This is a genomic window from Pseudomonas sp. GM80 (assembly GCF_000282515.1).
Classification (GTDB): domain Bacteria; phylum Pseudomonadota; class Gammaproteobacteria; order Pseudomonadales; family Pseudomonadaceae; genus Aquipseudomonas.
This window is the reverse complement of sequence record NZ_AKJD01000126.1, coordinates 1-26,125: the sequence shown is the minus strand read 5'-3', so window position 1 is coordinate 26,125 and position 26,125 is coordinate 1. Positions and strand designations below refer to the sequence as shown.

Here is a 26,125-nt window from a genome sequence, read left to right as displayed (position 1 = left end):
GCTGCGATCTTTTGATCTTGTTGTTAAAAGACAGATCAAAAGATCGCAGCCTGCGGCAGCTCCTACAGGGTTGTGTTTCAGTGGGGGTCAGGAGAGGAAACCACCGTCGACATTCAGCGCAACGCCGGTGGTGTAGCTCGACGCATCACTGGCCAGGTACAACACCGCACCGGCCATTTCGCTTGGATCGGCCACGCGCTTGAGCGGGATCTGCGTCAGTGCCTGCTTGAGGATCGCATCGTTCTTCACCAGCGCCGAGGCGAATTTGGTGTCGGTCAGGCCCGGCAGCAGGGCGTTGCAGCGAATGCCGAACTGCGCGCATTCCTTGGCGAAGACCTTGGTCATGTTGATCACCGCCGCCTTGGTCACCGAGTAGATGCCCTGGAAGATTCCCGGCGAGATACCGTTGATCGAGGCGACGTTGATGATGCTGCCACCACCGTTTTCACGCATCAGCTTGCCGGCTTCCACCGACATGAAGAAATAGCCGCGAATGTTCACGTCAACAGTCTTCTGGAAGGCGCCCAGATCAGTGTCGAGCACGTTGCAGAATTGCGGGTTGGTCGCAGCGTTGTTGACCAGAATATCGAGGCGGCCGAACTGTTCCTTGATCCCGGCGAACACCTGGGCAATCTGCTCCATTTCACCGATATGGCAGGCCACCGCAGTGGCTTTGCCGCCAGCGGCGATGATCGCGTCGGCGACGTGCTGGCAGCCGTCGAGTTTGCGGCTCGAAACGATTACGTGGGCGCCTTGCTGGGCCAACAGTTTGGCGATGGCTTCACCGATGCCACGGCTGGCGCCGGAAACGAAAGCGATTTTACCGTCGAGGTCGAACAACTGAGTCTTGGACATAAGGGTTCCTGGTTGTGGGCCGTCAGAGGCTCGATTTCGCCATGACCTGCAGGCTCATCTGCTCCAGCAGTTTGTTCATGTGAATGAACTGCGCGAAGCGTTTGTCCTGGGTCTGGCCGTGGTAGAAGCGGTAGTAGATCTGCTGCACGATGCCGGCCAGGCGGAACAGGCCGTAGGTGTAGTAGAAGTCGAAATTGTCGATCTGGATGCCCGAGCGTTCGGCGTAATAATCGACGAACTCACGGCGGGTGAGCATGCCTGGCGCGTGGCTCGGCTGGCGGCGCATCAGTTGCACCGGTGCTGGGTCATCGGCCTGAATCCAATAGGCGAGAGTATTGCCCAGGTCCATCAGCGGATCGCCGAGGGTGGTCAGTTCCCAATCGAGCACGCCGATGATCTGCATCGGGTTGTGCGGGTCGAGGATGACGTTGTCGAAGCGGTAGTCGTTATGGACGATGCTCGAGGTCGGATGGTCGGCCGGCATCTTGTCGTTGAGCCAGGTTTTCACCGCCTCCCAGTGCGGTGCGTCCGGGGTCAGGGCTTTTTCGTAGCGCTCGCTCCAGCCTTTGATCTGGCGGGCGACGTAGCCTTCTGGTTTGCCCAGGTCGCCAAGACCGCAGGCGTTGTAATCGACGCGGTGCAGCTCGACAAAACGGTCGATGAAGCTTTTGCACAGCGTTTCGGTTTTTGCCGAATCGAGGCCCAGTTCCGGCGGCAGCTCCGAGCGCAGGATGATCCCTTTGACCCGTTCCATCACGTAGAACTCGGCGCCAATCACCGACTCATCGGTGCAATGCACATAGGCTTTCGGGCAATACGGGAAGCCATCGCGCAGCTGATTGAGAATGCGGAATTCGCGGCCCATGTCGTGGGCGGACTTGGCCTTGTGGCCGAACGGCGGACGGCGCAGGACGAATTCCTGCTCCGGGTATTCCAGCAGATAGGTCAGGTTCGACGCGCCGCCAGGAAACTGGCTGATCGCAGGCAAACCGCTCAGGCCCGGAATGTGCGCCTTGAGGTACGGATCGATCAGGCTGGCATCGAGTTCTTCGCCAGAGCGGATACGGGTGGACTGGTCAGTAAGCGCCATGCTTATCCCTTCTGCTTATTTTGGAGGCCAGACATCATTGGCTAATCTAATGGCGCGCACGGGTGGTCACAAGCGCGGGGCGGTCTTATAGGTTAGCGTGTTGCCGGATAATCACCTTGGGGAATGTGCGCGAACGGCCAGCGCAGACTAAGGTTTAGCGGGTATGCCATGGGCAAAAAAGGAGCTGTGAAATGGGCTGTCCGCAAGTCTGTGCCACGGCCACGTTGCAATGCAGCTTCGGCGCCGCGCCGTCAATGCTCAACGTGCTGCCGGTCAACCGCACGCTGACCGGCGGGATGCCGGCGGCGAACATCATGGATCACATTCCGCTGGTCAACATCCTGCCGTTCGGTGTGTGCATGAGCATGGCCAATCCAATGGTGGCCGCCGCCACAGCTGCCGCGCTGGGTGTGTTGACGCCGATGCCGTGCATTCCGGCGACGGCCACGCCATGGATTCCCGGTGGCGCGCCGACCTTGCTGCTGGGCGGGATGCCGGCGATCGATGCCAACAGCACGCTGATGTGCAACTGGGCCGGGGTGATCAAAATCGCAATGCCAGGGCAAATGCAGATGCTCATCCCCTGACCCCCCTGGACCCCTGTAGGAGCTGCCGAAGGCTGCGATCTTTTGATGTTGCTTTTATAAAAACAAGATCAAAAGATCGCAGCCTTCGGCAGCTCCTACAGGGGGTGGTGACCAACAAACTCTGTGGGAGCGGGCTTGCCCGCGATGAGGCCAGTCCATACGGTCGGAAAACCTCAGGCCTGCTGCGGATCCGCCCACTGCCGATACCACCAGCGCACCCGCGAAATCGGCTTGCCATCCGCCCCCAACGGCCGCCCATCCTCGGCAAATCCTTGCTCTGGCTCCAGCAACTGGCCATTCACATAGCGCGCTTCCAGCGCCGGTTTGCCATTGGCATGAAAGCGCTGATAACGCCCTTCACGCACGCCCTCGCGGTAAAACTCCGCCTCCGCTACTTGACCATCGGGGAAGTAATTGAACGCCTCGCCATGCAGCAATCCTCGCCGATAGGTCGCCTTGCGCTGTAAAAAACCCTCGGGTGCGTAAAAACTCGCGACCCCTTGCAGCTTGTCGCGCACAAACGGCATCTGCGCCGAGACCTTGCCGTTCGGGTGATAAAGCAGCGACAGGCCCTGCAGTTCACCCTGGCTGTAATGCAGATCGGCCTGTTTGCGTCCGTCATCCTTGATGTTCAGCGCACCGTCAAGTTGACCGTCCTGCAGACGCCCCTTGAGCTGCTTGTCATCCTGCTGCAGATCCAGCGGTGTGATCGCCATGGCTTCTCCTAGTCAGTTGACCTGCACCAGCCCGCCCTTGATGGTCAGCATGCCGCCGCCATCGACCGTCTGCGAGGCGGCGCCCTTGTTGGTCAGGCTGATCCCGGCGTCATTGGTCAGTGTAGTGCCGGCCTTGTTGTCCAGCGAAGTGCCGGCCTGATTGGTCAAGGCAGTGCCGGCCTTGTGCGTGATCGAGGTGCTGGCCGATGTCGCCAGGTCGGCGCCGCTCTTGATCGTGAATCTGCCGCCGCTTTGCAGGGTGAGGGTGCCGCTGACCTTGATGGTCAGATTGCCGTCCACCGTCAGGCTGTAATCGCCGGTGACCTTGTCGGTGTAATTGCCGCCGGTGCTGTGGTTCTGGTCGGCGCCGACTTTTACCGTGCGAGTATCCTTCACATCGAGGCTGTCGCTGCCGGTCTGGATGGTGACGCTGCGTTTGCCTTTCTCCAGCGTCACGGTCTCGTCGCCGTCCTTCACCGTGCGGGTGCGGGCGTTTTGTACGGTGAGGGTTTCGTCATGGCCGACCGTAGCGGTGGTGTCGTTGAGCACGTTGATCTTCAGGTCTTTCTGCGCCTGCAAGAACACCTCTTCAGCGTCCTTCTTGTCCTCGAAGCGCAACTCGTTGAAGCCGCCGCCACCCTTGGACGACTGGGTCTTGATCCCCGATTGCGTCTGATTGGCCGGCAATGCGTAGGGCAGGGCGTTGTCGCCGTTGTAGACGCACCCGGTGACCAGCGGACGATCCGGATCGCCGTCGATAAACGTCACGATGACTTCCTGGCCGATGCGCGGAATGAACTGCATGCCGAAGCCCTTGCCACTCCACGGCAACACCACACGCACCCAGCAGGAACTGGTTTCGTCATTCTTGCCGTCGCGATCCCATGGGAACTGCAACTTGATACGGCCGTATTCATCGGTCCAGATTTCTTCGCCGGACTTGCCGACGACGATGGCGGTTTGCGGGTGCATGCGCGGTTTCGGTGTCATCCGTTGCGGGCGAAACGGCGTGGCTTTGGGGATGGCCTCGAAGCGATTGCGATAGCTTTCATGGCTGGCGTCATGGGTCACACGCGTGACGATCCAATCGATATTCAGGCTCGCATCGTCGTGACCGTCGAGGGTGAACCAGTGCCCCGGAATCAGCCAGCGACAGTCGCTCTCGCCGACAAAACGTTTCTCTTCACTGCGCAAGCCGTCAACGCGCTGTTTAGTCAGCGCATCGCCCTGAGCCTTGGCGTTGTAACCACCCGGATGTTCATAGATGGACAGCGGCCCGGCCACCGCTTCGGCCTGCCCGTAAAGTGATGTGGTCGGCGTGGTGAACTCATAATCGGTCGCCCGATACACCCCGGCCACCGCCTGCAAACAGACTTGCCCTGAGCGGATGCCGTGCAACTCGCGCTGCCCCAGTCCTTGCCCCAGGTAGCTGATCTTCGGCCCGTTGGGGATCTGCACGAAGGCGTCATTGCTGTCGCCGAGCACCAGTGTGTGCTTGCCGGCGTCGTGGGTGAAAAACCAGAAGATGCCATCCTCTTCCAGCAGCCGCGAGACAAAAGCGAAATCGGTTTCGCCGTACTGCACGCAGTATTCGCGGGGGGTGTAGCTGCCGGTCAGCGAGAGTTTGAAATCGCTGAAACCGTGGGCCTTGAAGATCGTGGTGACGATGTCCGAGGTGGCGAGGTTCTGGAACACGCGATTGTTGCTGGCGAGGGTCAGCCACCAGAGCCACGGGCGCAGGATTAATTGATAGCGCTCGGCGGTGGCGTCGGCGGGGAGTTGACGTATCTCGGCGACCAGCGCGTCGAACGGGCGCAATTGCGCGTCGTTGTGCAGGGTGGTGGTGACGTGCGTGGCGATTGCGGTTGTCAGGGTAAGGGAGGTGCCGTCGTTGAGGCCGTTGAGGATTTGCGAACCGAGCGAGTTGAGCGTTTCGTCGCCGCGTAGTAATTCAGGGTAAAGCGCCGACAACGAGGGGGCGATCAGGGAGAGCGTGGTGTTGCTGTCGGTCGTGCGGGGCATGGATTAATCCTTGATTGTCTCTTGAATTTATTTTTTCTAGTAATCGTCCGGTTCTGAGTCAGACAAGTCGGCCGTCATGTGTTTTCGAGTGATTACCTGAGCTGATGAGTAGGCGCTATGGATAATATTTGCTATTAAAGCTTCTTTGTTGATGAGCTGCCCGAGCAACTGAGGGGCATTCCAGCCGGCGTCCATTACACCATGGCGTCCGCGGGTTGTTGGTAGAAATAACTTTCGATCACAGTTTCTATAAAGATACAAAAAGGCTGCGCATTTTGAGCAGCACAGTAACGATACGCCTATATAGATCGGCGTCGTTTTTATGTCTGACTCAGCGGGTGCATTCTTTCGTGTTTTCCACTCCAAGTGCTCGAGCACTCGAAGTTCAGCATGTACATTTTTATCGTTTGTGTTTATGACCTCGAATCTACCTTCGAGCAACGCAGTCATGGCCCTTTTGTCGGGGCGATTCAGTTTTGCGAGATCTCTTGCTTTCATGAAGTTTTTCAGTGTTAAAGTGTACTCTCCAACCAGGCGAGCTTTATGAGAGGCCTTTGCCGCATCCTTGTCTTCGATATGTATTTTTGCATGCTCGGTTTTAAAGAAAGCAAGAATGAGTTTTTTAAGTTCGTCGTTGGTTGAATCTGATTCTCCCTCGCAGTGATTTGTGCTGAAAATTATTGTCGGCGGTTCTTCCCAATAACTCGGGCTCCAACAAGCTGCTACGCAAACCTGCGTGCTCAAAGGGCCTGCAACCAGTAGACGACATATTCTGTCAAGATCACGATCATCTTTGTCCAGATTATTTTCCATTAGATATTCTCCGAGTTTGGCTTCAGGCATATCGGAGAATAATTGTTGAGAAAGATTGGTTCTTCTTGCTACCAATTCTTCATTTGCGTTTTTTTTGGAAGCGTTATAACGCCTGCCTCTGTCCTTTTGGCTGGTTTTTGCGGTGGGTAGTACGGGGGATGGGCAGTTGATTTCTTGATAGTTGTAGGGCACATTGAGGAAGTTGGTTGCATTGTTGTCTAAAGCCATCGTCGCCAATTGAAGTTCATTAATAGAGGCTTCGCTACAGGCTTTTTTGACTCTGGCTTTGAAACATTCGTCGCACATGGCAATTCCCTTTGTAAATGTTATCAGAATAAATTCGCTTTTTGATATTGTTGTATTGGCGTAACTTTGGATAAATCCCTTGGTGTACAAGGTTTTTTTCGTTTTCAACTGTACAAAAAATAAATCTTTCCCCTTTGGATTTCAGAATATGTTGGGATTAGCATTTCGTGCACCATTACAAGGAGGGCACAGCGGTCTGACATTAGTGATGTCATTACGCAGGATCTCGATCAAATCAAACTCCTTTGCCGCCGCTGTTATCCCCGTTGTAATGGGGAAGCTCACAGTTATTTTTCGGCTGATAGGGTTGTAGGTGTAATTTGCTTCGACGATTCTGCAATCGATCTGGTGAGGCGCTACAAGTATTTTGCCCTCATCAAAGACCTTCCAATTTGTACGCAAACCATCCCGCCCTAAGGGGCCACGACTATTTTTGTAATTCATCTGGCACGTGTTACCCACGAAAACGGGCAGCATTGAACCAAGGGTATAAAGGAAACTGCCGTTAAGTGAGGCTTGCGGGATTCTGTGATCTATTTGGGCGCAGTCCAGCGGTAGGGCTCTGGCTCCGCACTGACCTTCACACTTGAACGCATCCCAGTTGAACGTGGATTCAAATTGACGCTGACCCACAAAAGTCGCGACCGGCACCCCCAGTTTAGTCATGAGACCGCAGACGGCTTGCCAGTTGTTTCTCACCATCGTTTGGGTGTTGTCCCAATCCACACCTCCCATTGGTCCAATAAAGAAAATTGCAGGAATCATGATTGGTCTCCTTGGTTTCTCTGCCCCATTTGGGCATTTGATCGAGGGTTTTTGGATGTTATTCCAACACCCACTCCGCCAACTTCCCCGTCACCTGCGTCATCAACACATTCTCGACATCCCGCGCGCCCGCTGCGCTGCACTTGGCGAGCACCGCTTTCACAATCCCTGAATCAAACTCGAACTGTTTACCGGTCGCTGCCTTGTAGCGTCCGCGTAGTTTTTCGAGCTTGGCCAACACAATCCCTTCCAGCGTCGCCTCATCCAGTGGTCGATAAGCAACCACAGTCATGCGCGCCAGAAACGCCGGGCGGAAGGCTTGCAGGAGGACTTTGTGCAGCGCTTCGTTAAAGGCTTCGCTGCCGAGTTGCGCAACCGGCGTATCAAGTAAAAGCTCAGCGCCGACATTGCTGGTGGCGAGCATCACGGTGTTCTTGAAGTCCACCACCAAACCGGTGCCGTCCTCCATCAGGCCTTTGTCGAAAACGTTGTAAAACGCCTCCAGTACATCCGGGTGGGCCTTCTCGATTTCATCCAACAACACCACCGAATACGGTTTGCGCCGAACTGCTTCGGTGAGCACGCCGCCGCTGCCGTAACCGACATAACCGGGTGGGGCGCCTTTGAGTTGACTGACGGTGTGCGCCTCCTGATATTCCGACAGATTGATGCTGATCAGATTGCGTTCGCCGCCGTACAGGGCATCGGCCAAGGCATAGGCGGTTTCGGTTTTGCCGACACCGGTAGGGCCGACCAACAGGAACACACCCACCGGTTTCTGTGGATCGGTCAGTCCGGCGCGATAGGCCTGCAAGCGTTGCGCGATGGTATTGAGCGCGGTGCTTTGCCCCATCACCCGTTGGCCCATGCGCTGACCGAGGGTGCGCACTGCGTGGGCTTCGTCGGCGAGCATTTTGCCGACGGGGATGCCGGTCCAGCCGGCGATGACAGCGGCGACGGTTTTGGTGTCGACTTGCTCGGGCACCAGTGGATCGTCCTGGCGGATGGCATCCAGTCCAGCCTCAAGGCGCAGCAATTCGCCCGCGAGATGATCGATGCGACTGTCGGTGGCTTCATCGGGTTTATCGCTGTCGGCACGTTCGCTCAACGCCAGCAACTCGCGGCGGGTATCGAGCAGTTCGCGCACGGCCACGCGCTCTTCGCTCCAGCGGGTTTCCAGTTCGCGGATCGCTTGCACATTGGTTTTCGATTCATCTTCCAGCAGGGTGATGCGTTCCCTGTGATCCAGGCCGGTAGCCTGCTCGCGACGCAGACGTTCGACTTCATCCTTGAGGCTGTTTTGCCGGTGGCGCAGGCTTTCCAGAGGCGGCGGCACGTCGTGCTGGCCGAGGGCGACGCGGGCACACGCGGTGTCGAGCACGCTGATGGCTTTGTCCGGTAACTGGCGACCGGAAATGTAGCGATGCGAGAGTTTCACCGCTTCATGGATTGCGGCATCGAGCACCTGCACGCCATGGTGCTGTTCGAGTTTGGCGGCGACGCCACGGAGCATTTCCACGGCGGTTATTTCGTCGGGCTCCTCCACCTGCACCAGCTGAAAACGGCGGGCGAGGGCCGGGTCTTTCTCGAAGTATTTTTTATATTCCATCCATGTGGTGGCAGCGAGGGTGCGCAACTCGCCACGGGCCAGCGCCGGTTTCAGCAAGTTGGCCGCATCGCTGCCGCCCTCGGCACCGCCTGCGCCAATCAGCGTGTGGGCTTCGTCGATGAACAGAATGATCGGTTTGTCGGCATTGCGCACCGCGTCGATCACGCCTTTCAAGCGCTGTTCGAATTCGCCTTTGACCCCGGCGCCGGCCTGCAACAGGCCAAGGTCGAGCACGCGCAAACTCACTTCCTGCAACGACGGCGGTACGTCGCCAGCGGCGATACGCAGCGCCAGGCCTTCGACTACGGCGGTTTTACCAACGCCGGGTGCGCCGACCAGAATCGGATTGTTCTGCCGGCGCCGAAGAAGAATGTCGATGCACTGACGGATCTCGCCGTCGCGGCCAACAATGGGGTCGATGCGTCCGGCGTGGGCATCGGCGGTCAGATCCTGGGTGTATTGATCCAGCACGCTGTCTTGCCGTGGCGCAGGATTGCCAGACGACACTGAGCGTGGGCCGACATGTTCGCGCGAGTTTTCCGTCCACTCCAGCAGGTTGGCGCGCAGGGCTTCCTTGGGAATTCGCAGCAGCGACGACGCACTGTTGAGCAACAGACTGCGGCGCTCATCTCGATCAATCAGCGCCAGTAACAGCAGCCCCGAGCGGATGTTGTCGATCCCGAGCACACTGGCCTGCACCACCGCGTCTTCCAGCAATCCCAGCGTGTGCGCAGACAACGCCGGCGTGCGCGTGCTGCCAGCCTTGAACAGATCCAGCGCTTTGTTGATTTCCGCCGTCAGCGCATCCCGCTCAAGGCCAAAACGCGGCAGCAGAAAAGCAAAATCGCCACCCTCGATGTCGAGTAACTCCAACAGTAAATGCTCGATCTCGACAAAGTGATGCCCGCGTTGCAAGCAGCGCTGTGCGGCGCGTTCGAGGGCGCGGCGGTTGTCCGGGTTGAGGCGTCCGATCAGGCTGGCCAGTTCCATTTCAGGTGATCTCCAGCTGACGAAGACGGGTTTCGATGCGTTGCACCGCGAGACTGGCCTGACGCTGTATCCCGCCGTTCCAGCTCAGCAGCGCCGGGGCCTGGCGCCCGAGTTTCATCGGCCCGGCACCGCGTACCAGCAGCACCAGGGTGATGTCCAGGTCCGGGCCGAAGTACAACGCCGCCAGGCTGGCCAGCGCTGGATGCGCTTCGCCGTCCGGTAAAAATCGTCCAGCCAGCGTCGAGGGCAGCGGCCCCAGTGTCAGACGAATACCGGCATGTTCATCCCAGACCCGCGTGCCGGCGACGGCGCTGCGCCCCAGTTGCAGGTTGCGTCCACCGGCCTTTATCACGCTGCGGCTTGCTGATGGAATCTCGCGCCAGGCACCTTCGTAAGCGCTCAGTTCGACGGGCAGCGCAAACTGCTCGCGAACAATCGCTGCGAACCCGGCCAGTGAGCGGCGGCCATCGGCATACAGCGCAGTGCAGGCGAGCACCGCGCAATCGGCAATCGCCTGGCGTTCCTGCAGCGATTTGGGCAACAACCCGGTCAGCGCACGCAATTGCGCCTGCACCGGCGAAGCGCCCGGCGTTACAAACCCGAGGGCGATGCGGTGTTTGCGCATCACTTTGTAGAGCAGGCTGAGCAAGCGATGCTGGAACAGATCGAGGAACTCGGCCGGCGCGTGATCCTTGGCGCGCGCCCGTTGTTGCAGCCATTCCTGATAGGCGTAGGGCAGGGGGCCGTCCGGGCCACCGAGGCCGAACACGGGCGTGTCGAGGGTCAGCGGTTCACCCGGTTCTTCGCGCAGGGCTTCGATCTGGCTGGCGGCAAACATCGGCGTCAATGGCCCGCGCAGTTTCACCGCTTCGGCTTGAGGCGAAGTACCGCTGCCGAGGGAATCGGCTTGCGGCTGTTCGCGCTCCAGCAGCAACAATGCCTGCAACAACTCGAACGCCTGCGGATCGCGGCGCAGGCGCTGGCTCAGTGTCAGAGCGACAGGGGCATGCCGGCTTGGGGTTGCCATGCCTTGACCTCCTTGTCGGACTGCATCAGGACTGTGCGCACAAAGCGATTGGCCGTGGCGTACACCGAAAAGAACTGCGCCAGCACCGCGGAAAACAGCACCGCGCTGCTGCCGACAAAATGCTCTGGATCGAGTTGCAATTGCACCTCAAGCCCATTGCGCCAGCCGCGCCAGGCATCGACGCCGACATGGCCGATCACGCGTTCGCAACGCAGGCTCAGCAAGCCGTCGATCTGCCGCAACGCGCTGGCCTCATCGCGCAGGTTGTGCAGAAGCAGAATCTCTTTCAGGGCATCCAGCGCCTGTGGACCTTCAACCAGCGACAGGTGATTGAGGGTCAGCTGCGACACCAAGCGCCAGCGTGAATCGCCGTCCAGGCGCGGCAAACTTTGCGGGCTCGGCGGGTTGCGCAAACGCGCCCACGCGACCGGGCCGGGGCGCTCGAAACCCAACGGTGTACCCGCCGGTAAACTCTGCGCGAGGTGGCGGTTGGTGCAGAGCAGTTCGGCAGTCAGGCTGTACTCGGGCAGATCGGTTTGCGGCTCGAATCGGGTGTCGATCACGCTCACCAACAAGTCGCTGCCCAGTCGGTTGGGCGTCATGCCGTTGACCCGCCGCGCATGCCAGTACCGCTGTTGATCGCCGCCGCTGTGCTGACTGCCGTAGTAGGCGGGCAGCCTTTGCACGCCGGCACTGGAGCTGGCGCGCATGCCGCGAATGCTATGAATTTCGACGCTGTTTTCGCGGTGGCTGTCGGCGATCAAGCGGTATTCGCTGCGGGTGCCGTCGGGGCGCAGCGGCTCCGAGGTGCGTGGGAACAGATTGATCACCGGTGCACAACCGAGGGCAATGTCACTGGCTTGCAAATGCAGGCGACTGCCGGGGGCGCGGTCGAACACGATGTACAGGTACAGCGTCTGACTGTCGCTGGTGACACCGCGCAGCGGCAGGTCGAAAAAATGAAATTTGTCGGGGAAGGCAAAGTATTCAGCGAGCAGACGCATGCCCGGATGCACACCATCCTCATCGGGTAACAGCACCTCGTCGTCGCTGAAGCCGACGATGGTCGGCAAGCCTTTTACCGCCACCGGCACACTGCCCGGCGAGCCCGCCAGCACTTGCACCGCGTGCGCGCCGAGGAGGTCATACAGGCAGGCATTGATTACCGGCGAGGCGGCCAAATGAATGCGCAGTTGTTCGATGGCAAGCGTTGACCATTGGCTGTCGCCCAGGCAACGCAAACTCAGACGCAATGCCGAACGCGACTGCGCCACGCCGGTCAGGGCCTGTGCCTCGTCGCTGCCCAGCAGCAACGCTTCGCTGACCTCTATCGGCCACAGATTCACTGCCGCCGAGGTGCGAAAGTGGATGCTCTGGCCCTTGTCGGTGGTGACGAACAGCGGTGTGTCGCGGGGCAGCGGATAGCCGCCATCAAGGTTGCCCTTGCTCGGGTCCGGTTCGAACTGGACGATGGCGCACGACGGCAGCGGACGCATCGCCAAGGGGTATAGCTGTTCGAGCAGCGCATCGCTGAACTCGGCGTAGTCGTCATCCAGGCGTCGTTGCAGACGCGCCGCCAGCAGCGCAAAACCTTCGAGCAAACGCTCGACATGCGGGTCGGGGCATTCACCGGGTGACAGTTCCAGGCGCCGCGCGACTTTCGGATAGCGCTCGGCGAATTGACTGCCGGCATGCCGTAGCCAGGTCAGTTCGCGTTGGTAATAGTCGAGCAGTTGCGGGTCAATCGAGTCGCTCATGGCGCACCTCCAGCCCTTGACCGCCGGGCTCGATGACAAACGCTACCGGCCAGTGTTGCTGACCGCTGCGCAGCTCACCGAGCAAGCGAATGCTCATGCGTTGCGGCTGATCGGGCAGGGGGGTGATCTGAACTTCGCCGAGTTTCAGACGCGGTTCGAACCAGGTGATGGCTTCGCGAATATCCCGCGCCAGGCGACGGCGGTCATCGCTGCGCTGTTGTTGCAAAGCGCTCCAGTCGGCGATGCCGTAGTCGATCACGCTGGGTGGCTGGGTCAGTGTGCGCGGGCCACGCCGGGTATTGAACAGGCGCCCGAGTTCGGCGTGTACCGAGTCGAGCAAGTCCTGCCGATCGAACGCCCGCAGGTCGTCGGCCTCGCTCGAAGCGAGGCGTTCGAACAGCGGGGGGAGCATGCCGGTGCCTGCCATGGCCGCGACGCCGGCTTAGCTGACAAGCTTGTTGGCAGCCATGTCCCAGGTCGATGCGGCCGTGCCTTCCTTGGTGCCGTCGTCTTTCTGTGCGGTGAGCTCCCATTTGATCTTGGTGAAGTTCAGCGACAGGGTTTCCACCGGTTTGCCGCCGGTGCCGCCGCTGACGCTGACGTTGGAAATCACCACGTTGGTCAGGGTGTAGACGATGAAGGGCATCAACTGTCCACTGCCTTCGGCGGCGTTGCGACCGATGGTGATCGTGGCTTCAGGGATCGGTTTACCGGCACAGCAGTACTCGTTGAGTGACGGTGTCGAGCTGTCGACGAACTTGGTCAGGGTGAACTCGCCGATGTGCGGTTTACCGGAGGTGCGCTCCGAGTTGCTGACGTCGTTGGTCACTTGCATCGCGACGTTGTGGCTGTAGGACATGACTTCGATCTTGTCCGCAAAACCTTCGAGCAGGCTGTCGCCTTTGATGTCGCCGCCGAGGTCGAGAATGATTGCATCCATCGCTTGAAACTCCTGAAGAAAATCACATTAGGCAAATGGGCTGAACACTGGGCTCAGGGCTCTGAACACTGGGCCCTGAACACTGAACACTGAACACTGAGCACTGAGCACTGAGCACTGAGCACTGAGTACTGAGTACTCAGTACTGAGCACTGCGTACTGAACCTGTGGCGAGGGGATTTATCCCCGATGGGCTGCGCAGCGGCTCCAAAATCCAGGGCCGCTACGCAGCCCATCGGGGCTAAATCCCCTCACCACCAAGGGTTTGTGTTTGAGCTTTAAGCGGCAACCGGTGGCGGCAACGTCGCCACCAGGCGGATCGACGCCGTCAGCTCTTCCAGCTGGAAGTGCGGCCGCAGGAACACCGTCGCCCGATAGGCGCCCGGCTTGCCGGCCACTTCAGTGACGTCCACCCGCGCTTCGCGCAATGGGTATTGCGCCTTGATTTCCTGCGGGGCGTTGTCGTTGATCAGCACGTAGTCGGCGATCCAGTTATTGAGGTAGGTCTGCACGTTGTCGCGGGTCATGAAACTGCCGACCTTGTCGCGCATGATCACCTTCAGGTAATGAGCGAAACGTGAGGCCGCGAGCACGTACGGCAACATCGCCGAGATCCGCGCGTTGGCGTTGGCCTCGTTGGTGTTGTAGACCTTGGCCTTGTTGGTGCTCTGGCCGCCGAAGAACACCGCCACGTCGCTGTTTTTCTTGTGGCACAGGGCAATGAAGCCGAGGTCGTTGAGCTCTTTTTCACGACGGTCGGTGATCGCCACTTCGGTCGGGCATTTCAGCGACAAGTCGCCAGAACTGGTGCGGAACGTATGCGCCGGCAAACCCTCTACCGCGCCGCCGCCTTCAGCACCACGAATCGCCGCGCACCAGCCGTACTTGGCAAACGCCTCGGTGATACGTTGCGACAACGCCCACGCGGCGTTACCCCACAGGTATTTACTGTGGTCGGTGCCGTTGACGTCTTCGACGTAGTTGATGCCTTCCACCGGCGATGTGTCCGGGCCATACGGCAGGCGCAGGAGGAAGTGCGGCAGCACCAGCGAGACGTAGCGCGAATCTTCGCTCTCGCGGAACGAGCGCCACTTAATCAGCTCCTGGCTCTCGAAGACTTTCGACAGATCACGCGGCACTGCCAGCTCAGTGAAGCTGTTCATGTCGAACAGCCGTGGGCTGGCGGCGGCAATGAACGGTGCGTGGGCAGCGGCGGCAACGTTTGACAGTTTCTCCAGCAAGCCAATGTCCTGCGGGTGACGGCCGAAGGTGTAATCGCCCACGAGCAGACTGAACGGATGGCCACCGAAGGTGCCGTATTCCTCTTCGTAGATCTTCTTGAACAGCGCGCTCTGGTCGAATTCGACGGCTTTTTCCAGGTCGTTCTGCAGCTCTTTCTGCGTGACGTTGAGCAGGCGCAATTTCAGCCGGGTGCTGGTTTCGGTGTTCTGCACCAGCATGTGCAGGCCACGCCACGAGGCTTCGAGTTTTTGCAGATCAGGGTGGTGCAGCACCTCGTTGAGTTGCGCGCTGATCAGCTCGTCGATCTGGCTGATGCGGTCGTTGATCATCGCCACCGTGTCCTTGTCGATGGCCATGCCTTCGTCGAGTACCTGGGTGGCGAATTCCGCGAGCATGTCGCGGGCGTAATCCTGCTGACTGTCATCGTGGGCCATGCGGCCGTCGAGAATGATCTGGTCGAGCAGGGAAAGTGTCTCGGTCGTACTGTCGCTGGCTTGTTTCTGAGCAGAAGCGGGCATGGCGAATTCTCCCCTCGATTAAGTGGACGATCAGGCTTGCGGTTCGGCCGGGGCCTCGGCATCAGCTGCCGGGGTAGCGGTGTCCGGGCGGGCCGACTTGATTTCCTGCAGGCCTTCGGTGTTGGCGATGACATCGCGCAACAGCTTGTCCAGGTCATCGTTGCCGTCGAGTTTGGTCAGCAGATCACGCAGACGCTGGCGGGCCTCGAACAGGCGCCGCAGCGGCGTGACTTGCTCCACCACCTTGACCGGGTCGAAGTCGTCGATGTGCTTGAAGTTGAGTTCGATATTGAGCTTGCTGTCGTCGCCGCTGAGGGTGTTGTTCACCTGCAGGGTGGCGCGCGGGCTGATCGAGGCGAGCACCTCGTTGAAGTTGTCGCGGTCGATTTCGGTAAAACGCCGCTCATTCAGTTTTGCCAATGGCTCAAGTGGCTTGCCCGACAGATCGGCAAGAATCCCGACCACCAGCGGCAATTCCTTTTTCTCGATGGCGTTGCCGATTTCGACGTCGTAGGTGATTTGCACTCGGGGCGGGCGCACCCGGTCGAGCTTGTGCTGAGTACTTTCTGCCATGTCGGCGAACTCCGATGCGATGAGCGGGCGCAATGCATCGGGATGGCCCGTTCATCGCTTTCCCTTGCTGGACCGTAGGTTAGAAAGGGAGGCAGATGACCTGTCGTTCCTTTGACAAACCTTCCTCATTCGGCTGTAGGAACCGAACTACCCAAGACGCTAGAACAGGTCTATAAAAATGCAAGCAAAAACATTTTTGGACAGGCTCGCGAAAAGGAAAATTCATTTTGCGTAGACGATTTTTTATAACGTTGCTGTTGGCGTGCCTCAGCGGTTGCTCCTTTTTCGGGCCGAAGGTCGACCTCGACAGCCTCACCCTCGATGTCGCCCCCAAAGCCAACGACGACACCCCGATTGCCGTGGATTTCATCGCCGTCAACGACCCCGATCTGCTCAAGCAACTGTCGGGCATCAGCGCCAGCCAGTGGTTCGCCGGGCGCGAGCAGTATCAGCGCGACTATCGGCAACTGATGAGTGTGTGGGGGCTTGAGCTGGTGCCGGGGCAATTCATCGATCGTCAACCCTTCCCGCTGGGGGGCAAGAAGGCCGCTGGACTTTTAGTCTTCGCCAGCTATAACACTCCCGGAGCGCACCGATTGCGCCTCGACGACCAGAGTGAGGCGTGGCTGAAATTCGACAGTCGCGAGATGACCCTGGTGAACAACACCGAGCACTGAAATACCACCGCTGCCGCCGGATCGCGGTCTTGTCGAAGGGAGTCGTATGAGTCTGCTACCTGACGCGGTTTGCTGGCACGAAGGCATGCAATTGCTGCCGCAGCATTTTCAGTTGCAAGGGCTGCGGGCTGAAGCCTTGGGCGCGCACCTGGCGCAGGCGTGCAATCCGTGGTTCTGGGGCGTCAGCCACATGGAATTCGACCCGTCGGCACTCAGCGCCGGCGTAGTGCGCGTGTTATCGCTGCAGGGCACCATGCCCGATGGTCTGCCGGTGGATTTGCAGGCCGGAGTCGGGCCGACGCTGGAACTGGATGTCAGTGCGGCGATCGATGCCACCGACGATGCTACCGTCACTGTGTACCTGGCGATCAGTCCGCTGTGGCGTGCCGGCCAGTTGCTGCCGCTCAAGGGCCGCTTGCAGTCGGTGGTTGGCGAGGCGCTGCCGGATCTCACCAGCGGCGAATTCCCTGAATCGATCACCGTGTGGCGCCCCAACCCACGCTTGTGCACGCAGCAGAACAAGGCCGATTCGATCTGTTTGCCGCTGCTGAAAATCCGCAAGGAGGGCGGCGGTTTCCTGCCGCTCGCTTACACACCACCGACGCCAATCGTGCTGCCGGAATCTGCACTCGGTCGACGCATCGCCGGGCTCTGCGCGCGGGCGCGGGAGAAATGCCTGTTCCTCGGTGGTCGCTTGCGTCAGGCGCAACAGGCCGGCAATCAGGACGATGCACTGGAAATCCGCCGCCAGTTGACCGCGCTGTGGGCACGCTTGCCGGAAGTCGAAGGCACGCTCAGTAGTCGCATCGCCCAGCCGCAAACGCTCTATGTGCAACTGTTGGGCGTGGCCGGCGCGTGGTCGGCGCTTGATCCGCTGGCCGGCGTGCCGGCGTTTGCGCCGCTGGACTTTGTCGAGTTGCAGCGCGGTTATGACGCCGTCCTGCAATGGCTGGAAACCACCCTCGAACTGATCCGCGCCGGCTATCGCAGCTTGCCGTTCGAACGTGGCGAGCAGAGTTTTTCCATTCAACTGCCTGATGAACAACCGAGCCAGCGCCTGGTCATCGGCCTGCGCATGCCCAACGGCGCCAGTGAACAAGCGGCGATTGACTGGTTGCGCAGCGCGATCATCGCGTCGGCACCGCACATTGCCTTGCTCAGTCGGCAGCGCATGAGCGGTTTGAGCCATCAAGTGATGAGCCGCAGCGAGCAGGTGGCGTATAGCGTCGGCGAAGATACGCGGCTGTTTGTGATCTGCGCCGAAGGTGCCTGGTTTGACGCGCAACTGCCGCTGATGATCGCCGCCCCGGCTGCGAAGCTGACCAGCAGCCCGTGGCAAGTGGTGCTGTTTATTGCCCAGAACAGTGAAAGTGCCTGATCACACAAGGAACGCCGTATGTCGCAAGGAAGTGCCGCAAGCCTTGGGTTGCAGGACGCACCGTTGAGCAGCGCGTTCCGCGAGGCATGGCAGCAATGGCAACACGACTGGGTGCATCTGCCCAAGGACAGTGAGGACGAAACAGCGCTGGTCGAGACCGTGGTCGAGCTGTCGACGCAGGCGTCGCAACGGTTATGGCGCACGGCATATTCACGGGTCGGCGATTCGGCGACCGAGCAGGTCAAGGCGCTGGTTTATGCCTTCGTCGCCTTGATCGATGAAACCCTGTTGTTCGAGCCATGGCCGGGGCAGGCGGCGTGGCAGGACAAACCACTGGAGTCGCGGCTGTACGCCAGTCGTCAGGCGGGCGAGCAGGTGCCGGCGGCGATTCAAAGTCTGCTCGATGACCAGCAACCGATCACTCGCGATCTGGCCAACGTCTATTTGCAATGTCTGATTCTGGGTTTCCATGGCCGCCTGCGCGGTGAACACAGCCTCGCGCAATTGGCGAAGTGGCGGTTGGCGTTGTTCAATTTTGCCTGGCAGGACGAAGCCACGTATGACGATGTCAGTCGGCGTCTGGTGCAGCCGTCGCTGGCGACCCCCTTGCAGTTGCCGGTGCGCACGGCGCTGCCGGACGGCTTTCGCCTGGCCTTGGGGATTCTGGCGATGCTGCTGTTGCTGACGGGTCTGGGCCATTGGTTGTGGCGCGATATCGCCCAGGAGTTGCAACCGATATTGCAAACCAGCGATGTGGTCGCCGCACCGGAGCAAGGCTCATGAGCCCGCTGACGATTGTTGCGTGGGTGGTTGCGCTGTTACTGCTGCTGGTGATTATCGCGGTGGCGGTGTGGTGGTTGCGCACCCAGAGCGGCGCGGCGATCCGCAGTTTTTATGCGTCGGTGCGCCACATGGAGCAGGAGCAGGGCAGTCAGGATCGTTATCAGATGCCGTGGCTGCTGATGCTCGGCGATGAAAACCAGGGCACGCAACTGGTCAGCGAATGGCGCTTGCAGCCGACCGACAAACCCGCCTGGTTCGGCCGCTGGTGGTCAGACCCCGAAGGCGCGGTGCTGGTGGTGCCGCAGGCGCTTTTTCTGCCGGATGACGGCATGCACCTGCAACGCGGCGGCTGGTGGCGCCTGCTCGGGCTGATCCTGCGGTTGCGCAGCAAACGGCCACTGGACGCGGTGATCTGGACGGTGCCGGCCAGTCGCCTGAGCAATCTGGAGCAGGCCACCAGTCTTGGCCTGGCCGCACGCCGACGTTTCATCGACTTGCTGCAACGCTTCGGCCTGAGTGTGCCGGTGTATGTGATTGTCACCGGCCTGGAAGATTTGCCGGGGTTTCAGGAGTTGATCGGCGCGCTGCCGGAAGAGGCGCGCGAACGCACCTTGGGCTGGTCGTCACCGTACCCGCGTGACGTCGTCTGGCAGGGGCAATGGAGTGATCAGGCGCTGGATCGCCTGCACCGGGCGGTGGCCGAAGCGGTGATCGAAATCGGCACCCTGTGCGGGCAATTGAGTGCGGATCTGTACGCTTTGCCTGATCGCTTGGAGACATTGCGGCGTGGTTTGCAGAATGTTCTCGAACCGGTTTTTCAGGGCAATGCGCAGGGCGAAGCACCGTGTTTTCGTGGTGTGTATTTCACCGCCAACATTGCCGGGGACGATGCGCAGGATGGTTTCTCCGCCGACGACAGCGGTCTGCAGCGCAGTGCCTTTGCGCGACAATTGTGGCGGCAGCGATTGGTCGGTGAGCGCGGATTGGCGCAGAGCGTGCCGCGCCTGTTGCGCCTGCGCCAGCGTTGGCAACGGCTGACCGCCGGCGTGGCCCTGGTGGTCGGGGTGGTCTGGGCGGTGGCGATGGTCTGGGCCTGGCATGTCTCGGTCAGGGACGCGCACGAGCTGGCGCGGCAGATGCAAAACGCACAGAAAAGCTACGTGGCGGTCACCGATGAGGCGCATCGCATCGAGCCGACCCGGCGCAACGTCCAGTCGTTCTGGCGGGTGCTGGAGAAGGCGCCGCACTGGAACTATGTCTCGCTGGTGTTCCCGACCTCGTGGTTTTCTTCGCTCGACACGCAACTGGAGCAAGAGGTCTTCCAGTCGACCCAACGGCATATTCTCTTGCCTCTGCATCAATTGCTGAGCGCCGATCTGGCAACCATCAAGGCGATCCGCAGCACCGACCGGCGTAGCAGCGTCGAGAGCGAAGACCCGGCGCAATGGCAGAATTATCAAAAAGCCAACGATCTGGTCGATCGCGCGTTGCGGCTGGAGCAGCAGAACCAATTGTTCAATCAGGTGCAGACCGATCAGCACGCGCCGCTGGATGATTTAGTGCAACTGAGCAACAGCGCGCTGTCGCTGAACCTCAACAGCGCGACCTTGCCCTACGCGCCGTTTTACAATCGATTGCTCGTGGCCGGCGACAGCAACGGCGACAATTTGCAGGCACTCGACCTGAGCGTCGACCGCCCGCAGATCGTCAGCAATTTTTCCGGGCTGATGCAGCGCTGGCTCGATCAGTACTTTCTCGCCGACAACTTTGTCAGCCGCGCCGGTTACCTGAAACTGCACCTGAATCAACTGCAGGCCGGCAGCGGCAATAGCCTGCGCGAGCTGGAAGACCTGAGCGCGCTGATCGACGATCTGCAAGCGGCGATTGCCCTGACCAATTCCACCTGGAGTCGCGGCAAGGGCCAGGAACTGGTGCCGGGCTATCGAGATTTCATCGACAAGGTGCGCAAGAGTTCGTTGTTGGGGCAGCAGGTCGGGCAAGACCTCGACACTCAGGCGGCACAGTTGCAGCAGAGCTTTCGCGATCAATGGATCGCCCAGGTCGGTTCGCGGGACAATTTGCTGGTGCAACAGGCCAGCGGGCAATTGGCGTTGCAGGAGCAAGTGGTGAAGTTGCATAACGCGATTCAGGCGTTATTCAAGCGTGATTTTGTCTCGGTGGCCCTGCGTGACAGCCAGGACAACGTCAATCTGCAAGGGCAGACCGTAGACGGCGATGACCTTAATGAGTCGCTGAAGTATTTCGCCGATTACAACAGTTACATCGCCGAAGAGCTGCCGCGCATACCGCCGGATTATCGCAGTGCGATGATGAAAACCGCCGAGAGCGCCGCCGCCCAGGCCATGTGGATGAGCCTCAAGGATCATAACGATCAGGCGCATCCCTATGCCGTGTTCAATGTGCGGGCCGAACAAGCCATGGATTTGCAAAAGGCCTTTGTCGAAGTCCATCGCACGGACCTGGCGACGCGCCTGCAAACCGCGCTTAACCGCCGCGCGATGGCGCAGATCATCAATGGCCTGGATGAAATCACCGCGCAACCGCTGTTCGGTGGACGCACTGAAATCAGCCAATGGAACGGCTCGAAAAACCTCGGCCTGCAATTGTTCGGTGCCAACGATGTGCAGGACCTCAAACTGAGTCTCAAACAGCAGTTCAACACCATGCTCGGCATTATCGAGCGGCGAGCCACCTCGTTGCAGTGGCTGATGACGCAGCAGGCCCATCTGTCCGCGCTCGATTACGAACGCGTGACGCAGTTCAACGCGCTCAACGACGAATTGCTCAAGTACAAGGAAGCCAATCCGGCCAGTTCGCCGGCGCAGATCGAGCAACTGGTCAGCCGCGATTTCATCGAGATGGACACCGATACGTGCTTGCAGATGCTGCAGACCGTCAATCTTTCTGGCGGCCGCGGCACCCTGGCGATGCGCGCACTGGAGCTGCAACAGACGGCCATGCAGCGCTGCCAGTTGCTCCAGGTGCAACAAGCGGCGGCCGCGTGGAATGAACTGGCCAACTACTTCAATCAATACCTGGCGGATCGGTTTCCTTTTGCCAACGGTGTGCAGGCGCAGGATGCCGACCCGGCGCGGGTCCAGTATTTACTGGAGCTGATCGACAAACGCTTGCCGGTGGCGCAGGCGGGACTGGCCACCAATCAGACCCCGGAACGTGTCGCGGCAGCAGACTTTCTCAATCGTCTGAAGCAGGCCAGTACGTGGCTGGCGCCGCTGTTCGTGCGCGACAAGAGCGGCATTCTCGGCGTCGAACTGGACGTGCGCTGGCGCACTGATCGCGATGACGAGAAGGGCGCTGATCAAGTGATCGCGGGCGGGCTGCTGGCCGGCAATCAACAGATCAATTATCCGGTGCCCGGCGAACAAGCCAATCTGCGCTGGATGGTCGGCCAGCCGATCCGCCTGACCCTGCGCTGGGCGCGCAACGGCAAGGAGCGCCCGGTCAACGATCCGCTGCAACCGAACCTGGTGGTGCGCGACCTCGAAGCCGGTTGGGAGTACGGCGGGCCTTGGTCGCTGCTGCGCATGATGCGCGCGCATTTCTCGGTGCAGCGTCAGCCGAGCATGGACTACACCGAGTTTCCGCTGGCCTTGCGTTTGCCGGTGACCGCGTCCAGCGACAGCGTCACCAGCGAATTCACGCGGATGTTCGTGCGCCTGTCGTTGATGAGTCAGGGCTCGAAATTGCCGCTGTCGATTGCACCGCTGCCCACCCGCGCCCCGCGTTCGCCGTTTCAGGCGACCAGCAGCACCGCCGCCATTGAATCGCAGAAGGAGGGGTTGTGAGCCTGCCATCGACCACGTTGCCGGACTTGATTGAGCAATTGCTTGCGCCCATCAGCACGCAGGCGCCCTGTGGGGTCGATCTGCGTTACGAGCGCGAGTTCGACCAGTTGCGCGACCTGCGCCGAGAGGACGACGCCAGCCTGCCGACCGGTGTCTGGCAATCGACACTGAAGCGGGCCAACTGGTCGGACGTCGAGAAGCTCACGACGCAGTTGTTGCTCGAACGCAGCAAGGACCTGATGCTCAGCGCCTGGCTCGGCGAAGCCTGGCTGCACTTGCAGGCGCTGGATGGATTGCCCGGCAGCCTGGCGCTGATCGCCGGATTGTGTGAGCGCTTTCCCGAGCATCTGCACCCGCAGGCCGAGGACGGCGATCAGTCATGGCGGGTGATTCCGCTGGAATGGCTGGTGCGTCGCTACAGTGAAATATTGCTCACGCGCGTGCCGTTGTTTGGTACGCGCAACAGCGATTTCGAGAGTTGTACGCTGGAAGTCTGGCGCCGTTTGCAGGTTCAGCAGGTGCAAGCCAATGACAGCAAGAACGCCAAGAGTTCGGCGGAAACCGCGCGCAACGAACAGAAGAAACTCAACGATCAGGTGCGCGCAACGCCCTTGGCGTTCTGGCTGCGCACCCAGGGCAATCTGTTGTTGAGCCTGCAACACCTGCAACGGCTCGACACCTGGAGTGAAGCCTACCTGGGTGAACAGGGGCCAGGCGTGCGACCGCTGCAGGACATCATTCAAGCGCTGCTGACACTGGTTGAGGAATTCATCGCCATGCACCCACAGCAACCGGCTTCACCACCGCCACGGGTCGAGGTGCCTGCCGCTGCAGAGCAGCCTGAAGAAGCGGCGCCGATCGCGCAGGTGTTTCGCGAACCGGCCAACCGCGAAGAGGCCTACCGGCAATTGCTGTTGATCGCTGAATATCTGGCCCGCACCGAGCCCCACAGCCCCGTGCCGTACCTGATTCGGCGCGGGGTGGAGTGGGGCAACAAGCCGCTGAGCGAACTGCTCGGTGAATTGATCTCGGCCGATGCCGAATCGCGACGATTGTGGACGTTGCTCGGGGTGCTTTAGTGCACTCGCTGGTTGTTGAGTTTCGGCGGCAGCGCAATTGGCGTCAGCACCGGCTGACCGGAGAAAAACGCCGCGAGATTCTTGCCCACCAACTCGACCGTGCCTTGGGTGGCTTCCGGTGACAGACCCGCCACATGCGGGGTGAGCAGCACATTGCTCAGGGTTTTCAACGCATCGGGCACTTGCGGCTCATGGTCAAAGACGTCCAGCGCGGCGCCGGCAATTCTGCGCTGTTCAAGCGCGGTGATCAGGTCCGCCGTGGCAATCACGCTGGCGCGGGCGATGTTGACGATGAAACCCTTGGGGCCGAGTGCGTCGAGCACTGGGCGCGTCACCAGATGCTGCGTGCCGATCCCGCCCGGCGTAGCGACGATGAGAAAGTCCGAGGCCCGCGCCAATTCGGTCGGCGTCGAGCAGAACGCATAAGGCACGTCGCTGCGCAGTTGGCGGCTGTGATAGCTGATGTGCATGTCGAAACCCAGGTTCGCCCGTTTGGCAATCGCCATGCCCACCGCCCCCAACCCGAGAATTCCCAGGCGCTTGCCGGCCAGTGACGGGCGCATGATTTTCGGCCATTCGCCGCGACGCACCGCGGCATCGCACCGTGGAATGTCGCGCACCAACGCCAACAGCATCGCCATCGCGTGGTCAGCCACCGACGAGGCGTTGACCCCGGCGCCGTTGGTCACGGTGATCCCGCGATCGCTTGCCGCTTGCAGATCGACCTGCTCGTAACCGGCGCCGATCACCGTGATGATTTTCAACGCGGGCAGGGCGGCGATTTCCTCGGCCGTGAGGCCCAGCGGGCCACGGGTCAGCACTGCGTCGATTCGTGCGCCGTGAGTGGCAATAGCTTGTGCCCGTTCAGCCGGTGTCGGCGCCAGAATCAGGTGAAAGCCCTGATGTTCGAGAATCGGCAAGTAATCATTGATGGTTTCAACCAGTACCAGAACGGTGGCGGGCATTGCGCGGCTCCTGTGATCGTCGCTGTGTCGGTCGCGAAAAGTCGTGTCAGAGTGCTGATTCCAGAGCGGTTTGGCAAGGGTGGCCGCTGCCCCGTATCAGCCAGTGTAGGAGCTGAAACGGGGCGCGCGCGGGCGCTTCGTCAGAACGTCACGTCGGCGCTGTTGATCAGCCGGGCGAACGCACCGCCGAGGGTTGCGTTGTGGTGGTCGATGATGGCTTGCGCGGGCAGCGCCGCGGTGTCCATGCAAGTGTGGGCGTCGGCCACCAGCAGCGGTTTGAAGCCCAGGTCGGCAGCGGCGCGGCAGGTGCTGTCGATGCAGAACTGGCTTTTCATGCCGACGATGTACAGGTCGTCGATCTGTGCGGCAGTGAGTTGCTGCGCCAGCTCAGTGCCGTGGAAGGCGTTGGGCCGGGATTTGTTGAAGAGGACATCGATTTCTTCGTCCAGGCCAAGTTCAGGCAGCAATTGCCAGAATGGACTGCCGGCAGCAATCGGCGAACCCTCCGGGCCGGTGTGACGTACGGCGAAGACCATCACGTTTTGCAGGCGCGCTTTTTTGATCAACTGCTGGATGTTGGCGAGGCTGCGTTCGCCTTCGTGAGGTTTTTCCGGGCCATGGAACAGGCCGACCTGCATATCGATGATCAACAGTGCTGCGGGCATGGTGTTTCTCCTTGGGTGCTGAAAATGCCGCACGGACGGGAGAAACAACAAGGCCCCGTCCATTGCTGGCGGGGCCTTGGGTTTGCTGCGCTGGATTTACCTCAGGCGCAAACACCACGACCCGCCGGTGGCGGTCGTGGTGGTACGGGTGAGGTGCAGCGCGCGAAGGTTCATGAGGCCGATCATGCTGTTTACGCCGTGCCGCTGTCAATTGGCGTATTGGGCGATGCCGTTGCCGAAGGACCAGTTCTCCTTTTTCACTTCTACCAGATTGATGAACACGTCTTCGAGGCGGATCGACAGTTGTGTGTTGAGGTTCTGCGCGATGGTTTGGTACAGGGCTTTCTTCTGCTCCAGCGTTCGACCTTCGTTAAGGGTGATCTGGATGATCACCAGTTGATCGGTACGCTGGATGCCGAGGTATTCGGGGTCGAAGATGAAGTGATTGGTGTCGTGCTCGTTGAGGATCTGGAAGTTGTCGTGGTCGGGGACGTTGATGGCCGTGCGCATGGCGGCGTAGACCTGCTCGCCGATGCGTTTGGCGAAGGTCGGATCGGGATGTTTTTTGATTTCGACGCGAACGAGGGGCATGGGTGGAAACTCCGTGGGGCAGGGGACTCATTCACGCTAGACCATTTGGACCAGATTTGAAGAGTCGGCTTTTCAACCGGACGCCATCGCTGGCATGCCAGCTTCCACAGGTTTTTTGTGTCGCTCAGGATTATGGATCTATCCCCGAACGGTGTAGGAGTGAGCCTGCTCGCGATGGCGTTGGTCCAGCCAATGAGGATGTTGACTGGGCTGGCCTCATCGCGAGCAGGCTCACTCCTACAGGGATTTGTTTTGAGCAGAGACAGGGGCAACAGTGATGGTCATTGTGGGAAAGGTGTCGGCATAGCTTGAATCGATGCCATCTGATCCACCGCCATCGCTGGCAAGCC

General features: G+C 60.1%; 22 protein-coding genes. 6 read left to right on the top strand and 16 right to left on the bottom strand.

The annotated features are described in order from the left end of the window. Positions 1-87 precede the first annotated feature (87 nt). Together PMI37_RS19390 and PMI37_RS19385 are read right to left on the bottom strand one after the other, a co-directional pair. Positions 88-855, bottom strand: a complete 768-nt coding sequence (locus PMI37_RS19390; RefSeq protein ID WP_007911074.1) for an SDR family oxidoreductase — start codon at positions 853-855, stop codon at positions 88-90. A gap of 22 nt (positions 856-877) precedes the next feature. Beyond that, positions 878-1,945, bottom strand: coding sequence for a phosphotransferase family protein (locus tag PMI37_RS19385; RefSeq protein WP_008083981.1), 1,068 nt, complete (start codon positions 1,943-1,945; stop codon positions 878-880). A gap of 191 nt (positions 1,946-2,136) precedes the next feature. Between PMI37_RS19385 and PMI37_RS19380 the strand changes: the two genes are divergently transcribed. Then, positions 2,137-2,532, top strand: a complete 396-nt coding sequence (locus PMI37_RS19380; RefSeq protein WP_008083980.1) for a DUF4280 domain-containing protein — start codon at positions 2,137-2,139, stop codon at positions 2,530-2,532. A 173-nt stretch (positions 2,533-2,705) separates the two neighbouring features. Here PMI37_RS19380 and PMI37_RS19375 read toward each other — a convergent pair whose 3' ends face one another. From PMI37_RS19375 to tssB, 11 genes are all read right to left on the bottom strand, one after another. Then, positions 2,706-3,248, bottom strand: coding sequence for a toxin-antitoxin system YwqK family antitoxin (locus PMI37_RS19375; RefSeq protein WP_008083979.1), 543 nt, complete (start codon positions 3,246-3,248; stop codon positions 2,706-2,708). A 12-nt stretch (positions 3,249-3,260) separates the two neighbouring features. Further along, positions 3,261-5,270: a type VI secretion system Vgr family protein gene (gene tssI, locus PMI37_RS19370; RefSeq protein ID WP_008083978.1), complete on the bottom strand. Its 2,010-nt coding sequence runs from the start codon at positions 5,268-5,270 to the stop codon at positions 3,261-3,263. A 36-nt stretch (positions 5,271-5,306) separates the two neighbouring features. Continuing rightward, entirely contained in the window at positions 5,307-6,479 is a 1,173-nt protein-coding gene (locus PMI37_RS19365) for a nucleic acid/nucleotide deaminase domain-containing protein (RefSeq protein ID WP_157173099.1), read from the bottom strand. 51 nt (positions 6,480-6,530) lie between these two features. Continuing rightward, positions 6,531-7,154, bottom strand: coding sequence for a hypothetical protein (locus tag PMI37_RS19360; protein WP_008083975.1), 624 nt, complete (start codon positions 7,152-7,154; stop codon positions 6,531-6,533). Positions 7,155-7,212: 58 nt separating this feature from the next. Beyond that, positions 7,213-9,753 (bottom strand): type VI secretion system ATPase TssH, encoded by a 2,541-nt coding sequence (tssH, locus tag PMI37_RS19355; RefSeq protein WP_008083972.1) that lies wholly within the window; start codon positions 9,751-9,753, stop codon positions 7,213-7,215. Position 9,754: 1 nt separating this feature from the next. Further along, positions 9,755-10,780, bottom strand: a complete 1,026-nt coding sequence (gene tssG, locus PMI37_RS19350; protein WP_008083970.1) for a type VI secretion system baseplate subunit TssG — start codon at positions 10,778-10,780, stop codon at positions 9,755-9,757. Next, the gene (gene tssF / locus PMI37_RS19345) at positions 10,744-12,537 is read right to left on the bottom strand and encodes a type VI secretion system baseplate subunit TssF (RefSeq protein ID WP_008083968.1); all 1,794 of its coding nucleotides are present in this window, start codon (positions 12,535-12,537) and stop codon (positions 10,744-10,746) included. The genes tssG and tssF overlap by 37 nt, the downstream gene beginning before the upstream one ends. Next, on the bottom strand, positions 12,521-12,964 hold the full coding sequence (gene tssE / locus PMI37_RS19340) for a type VI secretion system baseplate subunit TssE (protein ID WP_045123199.1): 444 nt from the start codon (positions 12,962-12,964) through the stop codon (positions 12,521-12,523). Before tssE ends, tssF begins: the two co-directional genes overlap by 17 nt. Before the next feature lie 15 nt (positions 12,965-12,979). Continuing rightward, a complete protein-coding gene (locus tag PMI37_RS19335) occupies positions 12,980-13,477 on the bottom strand; it encodes an Hcp family type VI secretion system effector (RefSeq protein WP_008083964.1) in 498 nt (165 codons plus the stop codon). Positions 13,478-13,755: 278 nt separating this feature from the next. After that, positions 13,756-15,237 (bottom strand): type VI secretion system contractile sheath large subunit, encoded by a 1,482-nt coding sequence (gene tssC, locus PMI37_RS19330; RefSeq protein ID WP_008083962.1) that lies wholly within the window; start codon positions 15,235-15,237, stop codon positions 13,756-13,758. Between the two features lie 30 nt (positions 15,238-15,267). Beyond that, a complete protein-coding gene (gene tssB, locus PMI37_RS19325) occupies positions 15,268-15,810 on the bottom strand; it encodes a type VI secretion system contractile sheath small subunit (RefSeq protein WP_008083961.1) in 543 nt (180 codons plus the stop codon). A gap of 227 nt (positions 15,811-16,037) precedes the next feature. On the opposite strand from tssB, the gene PMI37_RS19320 reads away from it, so the two are divergent. The 5 genes from PMI37_RS19320 to tssA are packed head-to-tail and all read left to right on the top strand — an operon-like array spanning position 16,038 to position 23,554. After that, positions 16,038-16,487, top strand: coding sequence for a hypothetical protein (locus PMI37_RS19320; protein ID WP_008083960.1), 450 nt, complete (start codon positions 16,038-16,040; stop codon positions 16,485-16,487). A gap of 46 nt (positions 16,488-16,533) precedes the next feature. Further along, on the top strand, positions 16,534-17,865 hold the full coding sequence (tssK, locus tag PMI37_RS19315; RefSeq protein ID WP_008083957.1) for a type VI secretion system baseplate subunit TssK: 1,332 nt from the start codon (positions 16,534-16,536) through the stop codon (positions 17,863-17,865). An 18-nt stretch (positions 17,866-17,883) separates the two neighbouring features. After that, on the top strand, positions 17,884-18,648 hold the full coding sequence (locus tag PMI37_RS19310; RefSeq protein ID WP_008083956.1) for a DotU/TssL family secretion system protein: 765 nt from the start codon (positions 17,884-17,886) through the stop codon (positions 18,646-18,648). Continuing rightward, a complete protein-coding gene (locus PMI37_RS19305) occupies positions 18,645-22,475 on the top strand; it encodes a type VI secretion system protein (RefSeq protein ID WP_008083955.1) in 3,831 nt (1,276 codons plus the stop codon). Before PMI37_RS19310 ends, PMI37_RS19305 begins: the two co-directional genes overlap by 4 nt. Next, on the top strand, positions 22,472-23,554 hold the full coding sequence (tssA, locus tag PMI37_RS19300) for a type VI secretion system protein TssA (RefSeq protein WP_008083954.1): 1,083 nt from the start codon (positions 22,472-22,474) through the stop codon (positions 23,552-23,554). Before PMI37_RS19305 ends, tssA begins: the two co-directional genes overlap by 4 nt. Here tssA and PMI37_RS19295 read toward each other — a convergent pair. From PMI37_RS19295 to PMI37_RS19285, 3 genes are all read right to left on the bottom strand, one after another. Continuing rightward, on the bottom strand, positions 23,551-24,519 hold the full coding sequence (locus tag PMI37_RS19295) for a 2-hydroxyacid dehydrogenase (RefSeq protein ID WP_008083953.1): 969 nt from the start codon (positions 24,517-24,519) through the stop codon (positions 23,551-23,553). The two genes, tssA and PMI37_RS19295, sit on opposite strands and share 4 nt — an antisense overlap. 140 nt (positions 24,520-24,659) lie before the next feature. Further along, positions 24,660-25,184: a cysteine hydrolase family protein gene (locus PMI37_RS19290; protein ID WP_008083952.1), complete on the bottom strand. Its 525-nt coding sequence runs from the start codon at positions 25,182-25,184 to the stop codon at positions 24,660-24,662. A gap of 207 nt (positions 25,185-25,391) precedes the next feature. Then, the gene (locus PMI37_RS19285) at positions 25,392-25,775 is read right to left on the bottom strand and encodes a tautomerase family protein (protein ID WP_008083949.1); all 384 of its coding nucleotides are present in this window, start codon (positions 25,773-25,775) and stop codon (positions 25,392-25,394) included. Positions 25,776-26,125 lie beyond the last annotated feature (350 nt).

Excerpts from the sequence above, each read along its gene's own strand:
- PMI37_RS19390 (WP_007911074.1), bottom strand. The coding sequence starts at position 855 with ATGTCCAAGACTCAGTTGTTCGACCTCGACGGTAAAATCGCTTTCGTT.
- PMI37_RS19385 (WP_008083981.1), bottom strand. The coding sequence starts at position 1,945 with ATGGCGCTTACTGACCAGTCCACCCGTATCCGCTCTGGCGAAGAACTC.
- PMI37_RS19380 (WP_008083980.1), top strand. The coding sequence starts at position 2,137 with ATGGGCTGTCCGCAAGTCTGTGCCACGGCCACGTTGCAATGCAGCTTC.
- PMI37_RS19375 (WP_008083979.1), bottom strand. The coding sequence starts at position 3,248 with ATGGCGATCACACCGCTGGATCTGCAGCAGGATGACAAGCAGCTCAAG.
- tssI (WP_008083978.1), bottom strand. The coding sequence starts at position 5,270 with ATGCCCCGCACGACCGACAGCAACACCACGCTCTCCCTGATCGCCCCC.
- PMI37_RS19360 (WP_008083975.1), bottom strand. The coding sequence starts at position 7,154 with ATGATTCCTGCAATTTTCTTTATTGGACCAATGGGAGGTGTGGATTGG.
- tssH (WP_008083972.1), bottom strand. The coding sequence starts at position 9,753 with ATGGAACTGGCCAGCCTGATCGGACGCCTCAACCCGGACAACCGCCGC.
- tssG (WP_008083970.1), bottom strand. The coding sequence starts at position 10,780 with ATGGCAACCCCAAGCCGGCATGCCCCTGTCGCTCTGACACTGAGCCAG.
- tssF (WP_008083968.1), bottom strand. The coding sequence starts at position 12,537 with ATGAGCGACTCGATTGACCCGCAACTGCTCGACTATTACCAACGCGAA.
- tssE (WP_045123199.1), bottom strand. The coding sequence starts at position 12,964 with ATGGCAGGCACCGGCATGCTCCCCCCGCTGTTCGAACGCCTCGCTTCG.
- PMI37_RS19335 (WP_008083964.1), bottom strand. The coding sequence starts at position 13,477 with ATGGATGCAATCATTCTCGACCTCGGCGGCGACATCAAAGGCGACAGC.
- tssC (WP_008083962.1), bottom strand. The coding sequence starts at position 15,237 with ATGCCCGCTTCTGCTCAGAAACAAGCCAGCGACAGTACGACCGAGACA.
- tssB (WP_008083961.1), bottom strand. The coding sequence starts at position 15,810 with ATGGCAGAAAGTACTCAGCACAAGCTCGACCGGGTGCGCCCGCCCCGA.
- tssK (WP_008083957.1), top strand. The coding sequence starts at position 16,534 with ATGAGTCTGCTACCTGACGCGGTTTGCTGGCACGAAGGCATGCAATTG.
- PMI37_RS19310 (WP_008083956.1), top strand. The coding sequence starts at position 17,884 with ATGTCGCAAGGAAGTGCCGCAAGCCTTGGGTTGCAGGACGCACCGTTG.
- PMI37_RS19305 (WP_008083955.1), top strand. The coding sequence starts at position 18,645 with ATGAGCCCGCTGACGATTGTTGCGTGGGTGGTTGCGCTGTTACTGCTG.
- PMI37_RS19295 (WP_008083953.1), bottom strand. The coding sequence starts at position 24,519 with ATGCCCGCCACCGTTCTGGTACTGGTTGAAACCATCAATGATTACTTG.
- PMI37_RS19290 (WP_008083952.1), bottom strand. The coding sequence starts at position 25,184 with ATGCCCGCAGCACTGTTGATCATCGATATGCAGGTCGGCCTGTTCCAT.
- PMI37_RS19285 (WP_008083949.1), bottom strand. The coding sequence starts at position 25,775 with ATGCCCCTCGTTCGCGTCGAAATCAAAAAACATCCCGATCCGACCTTC.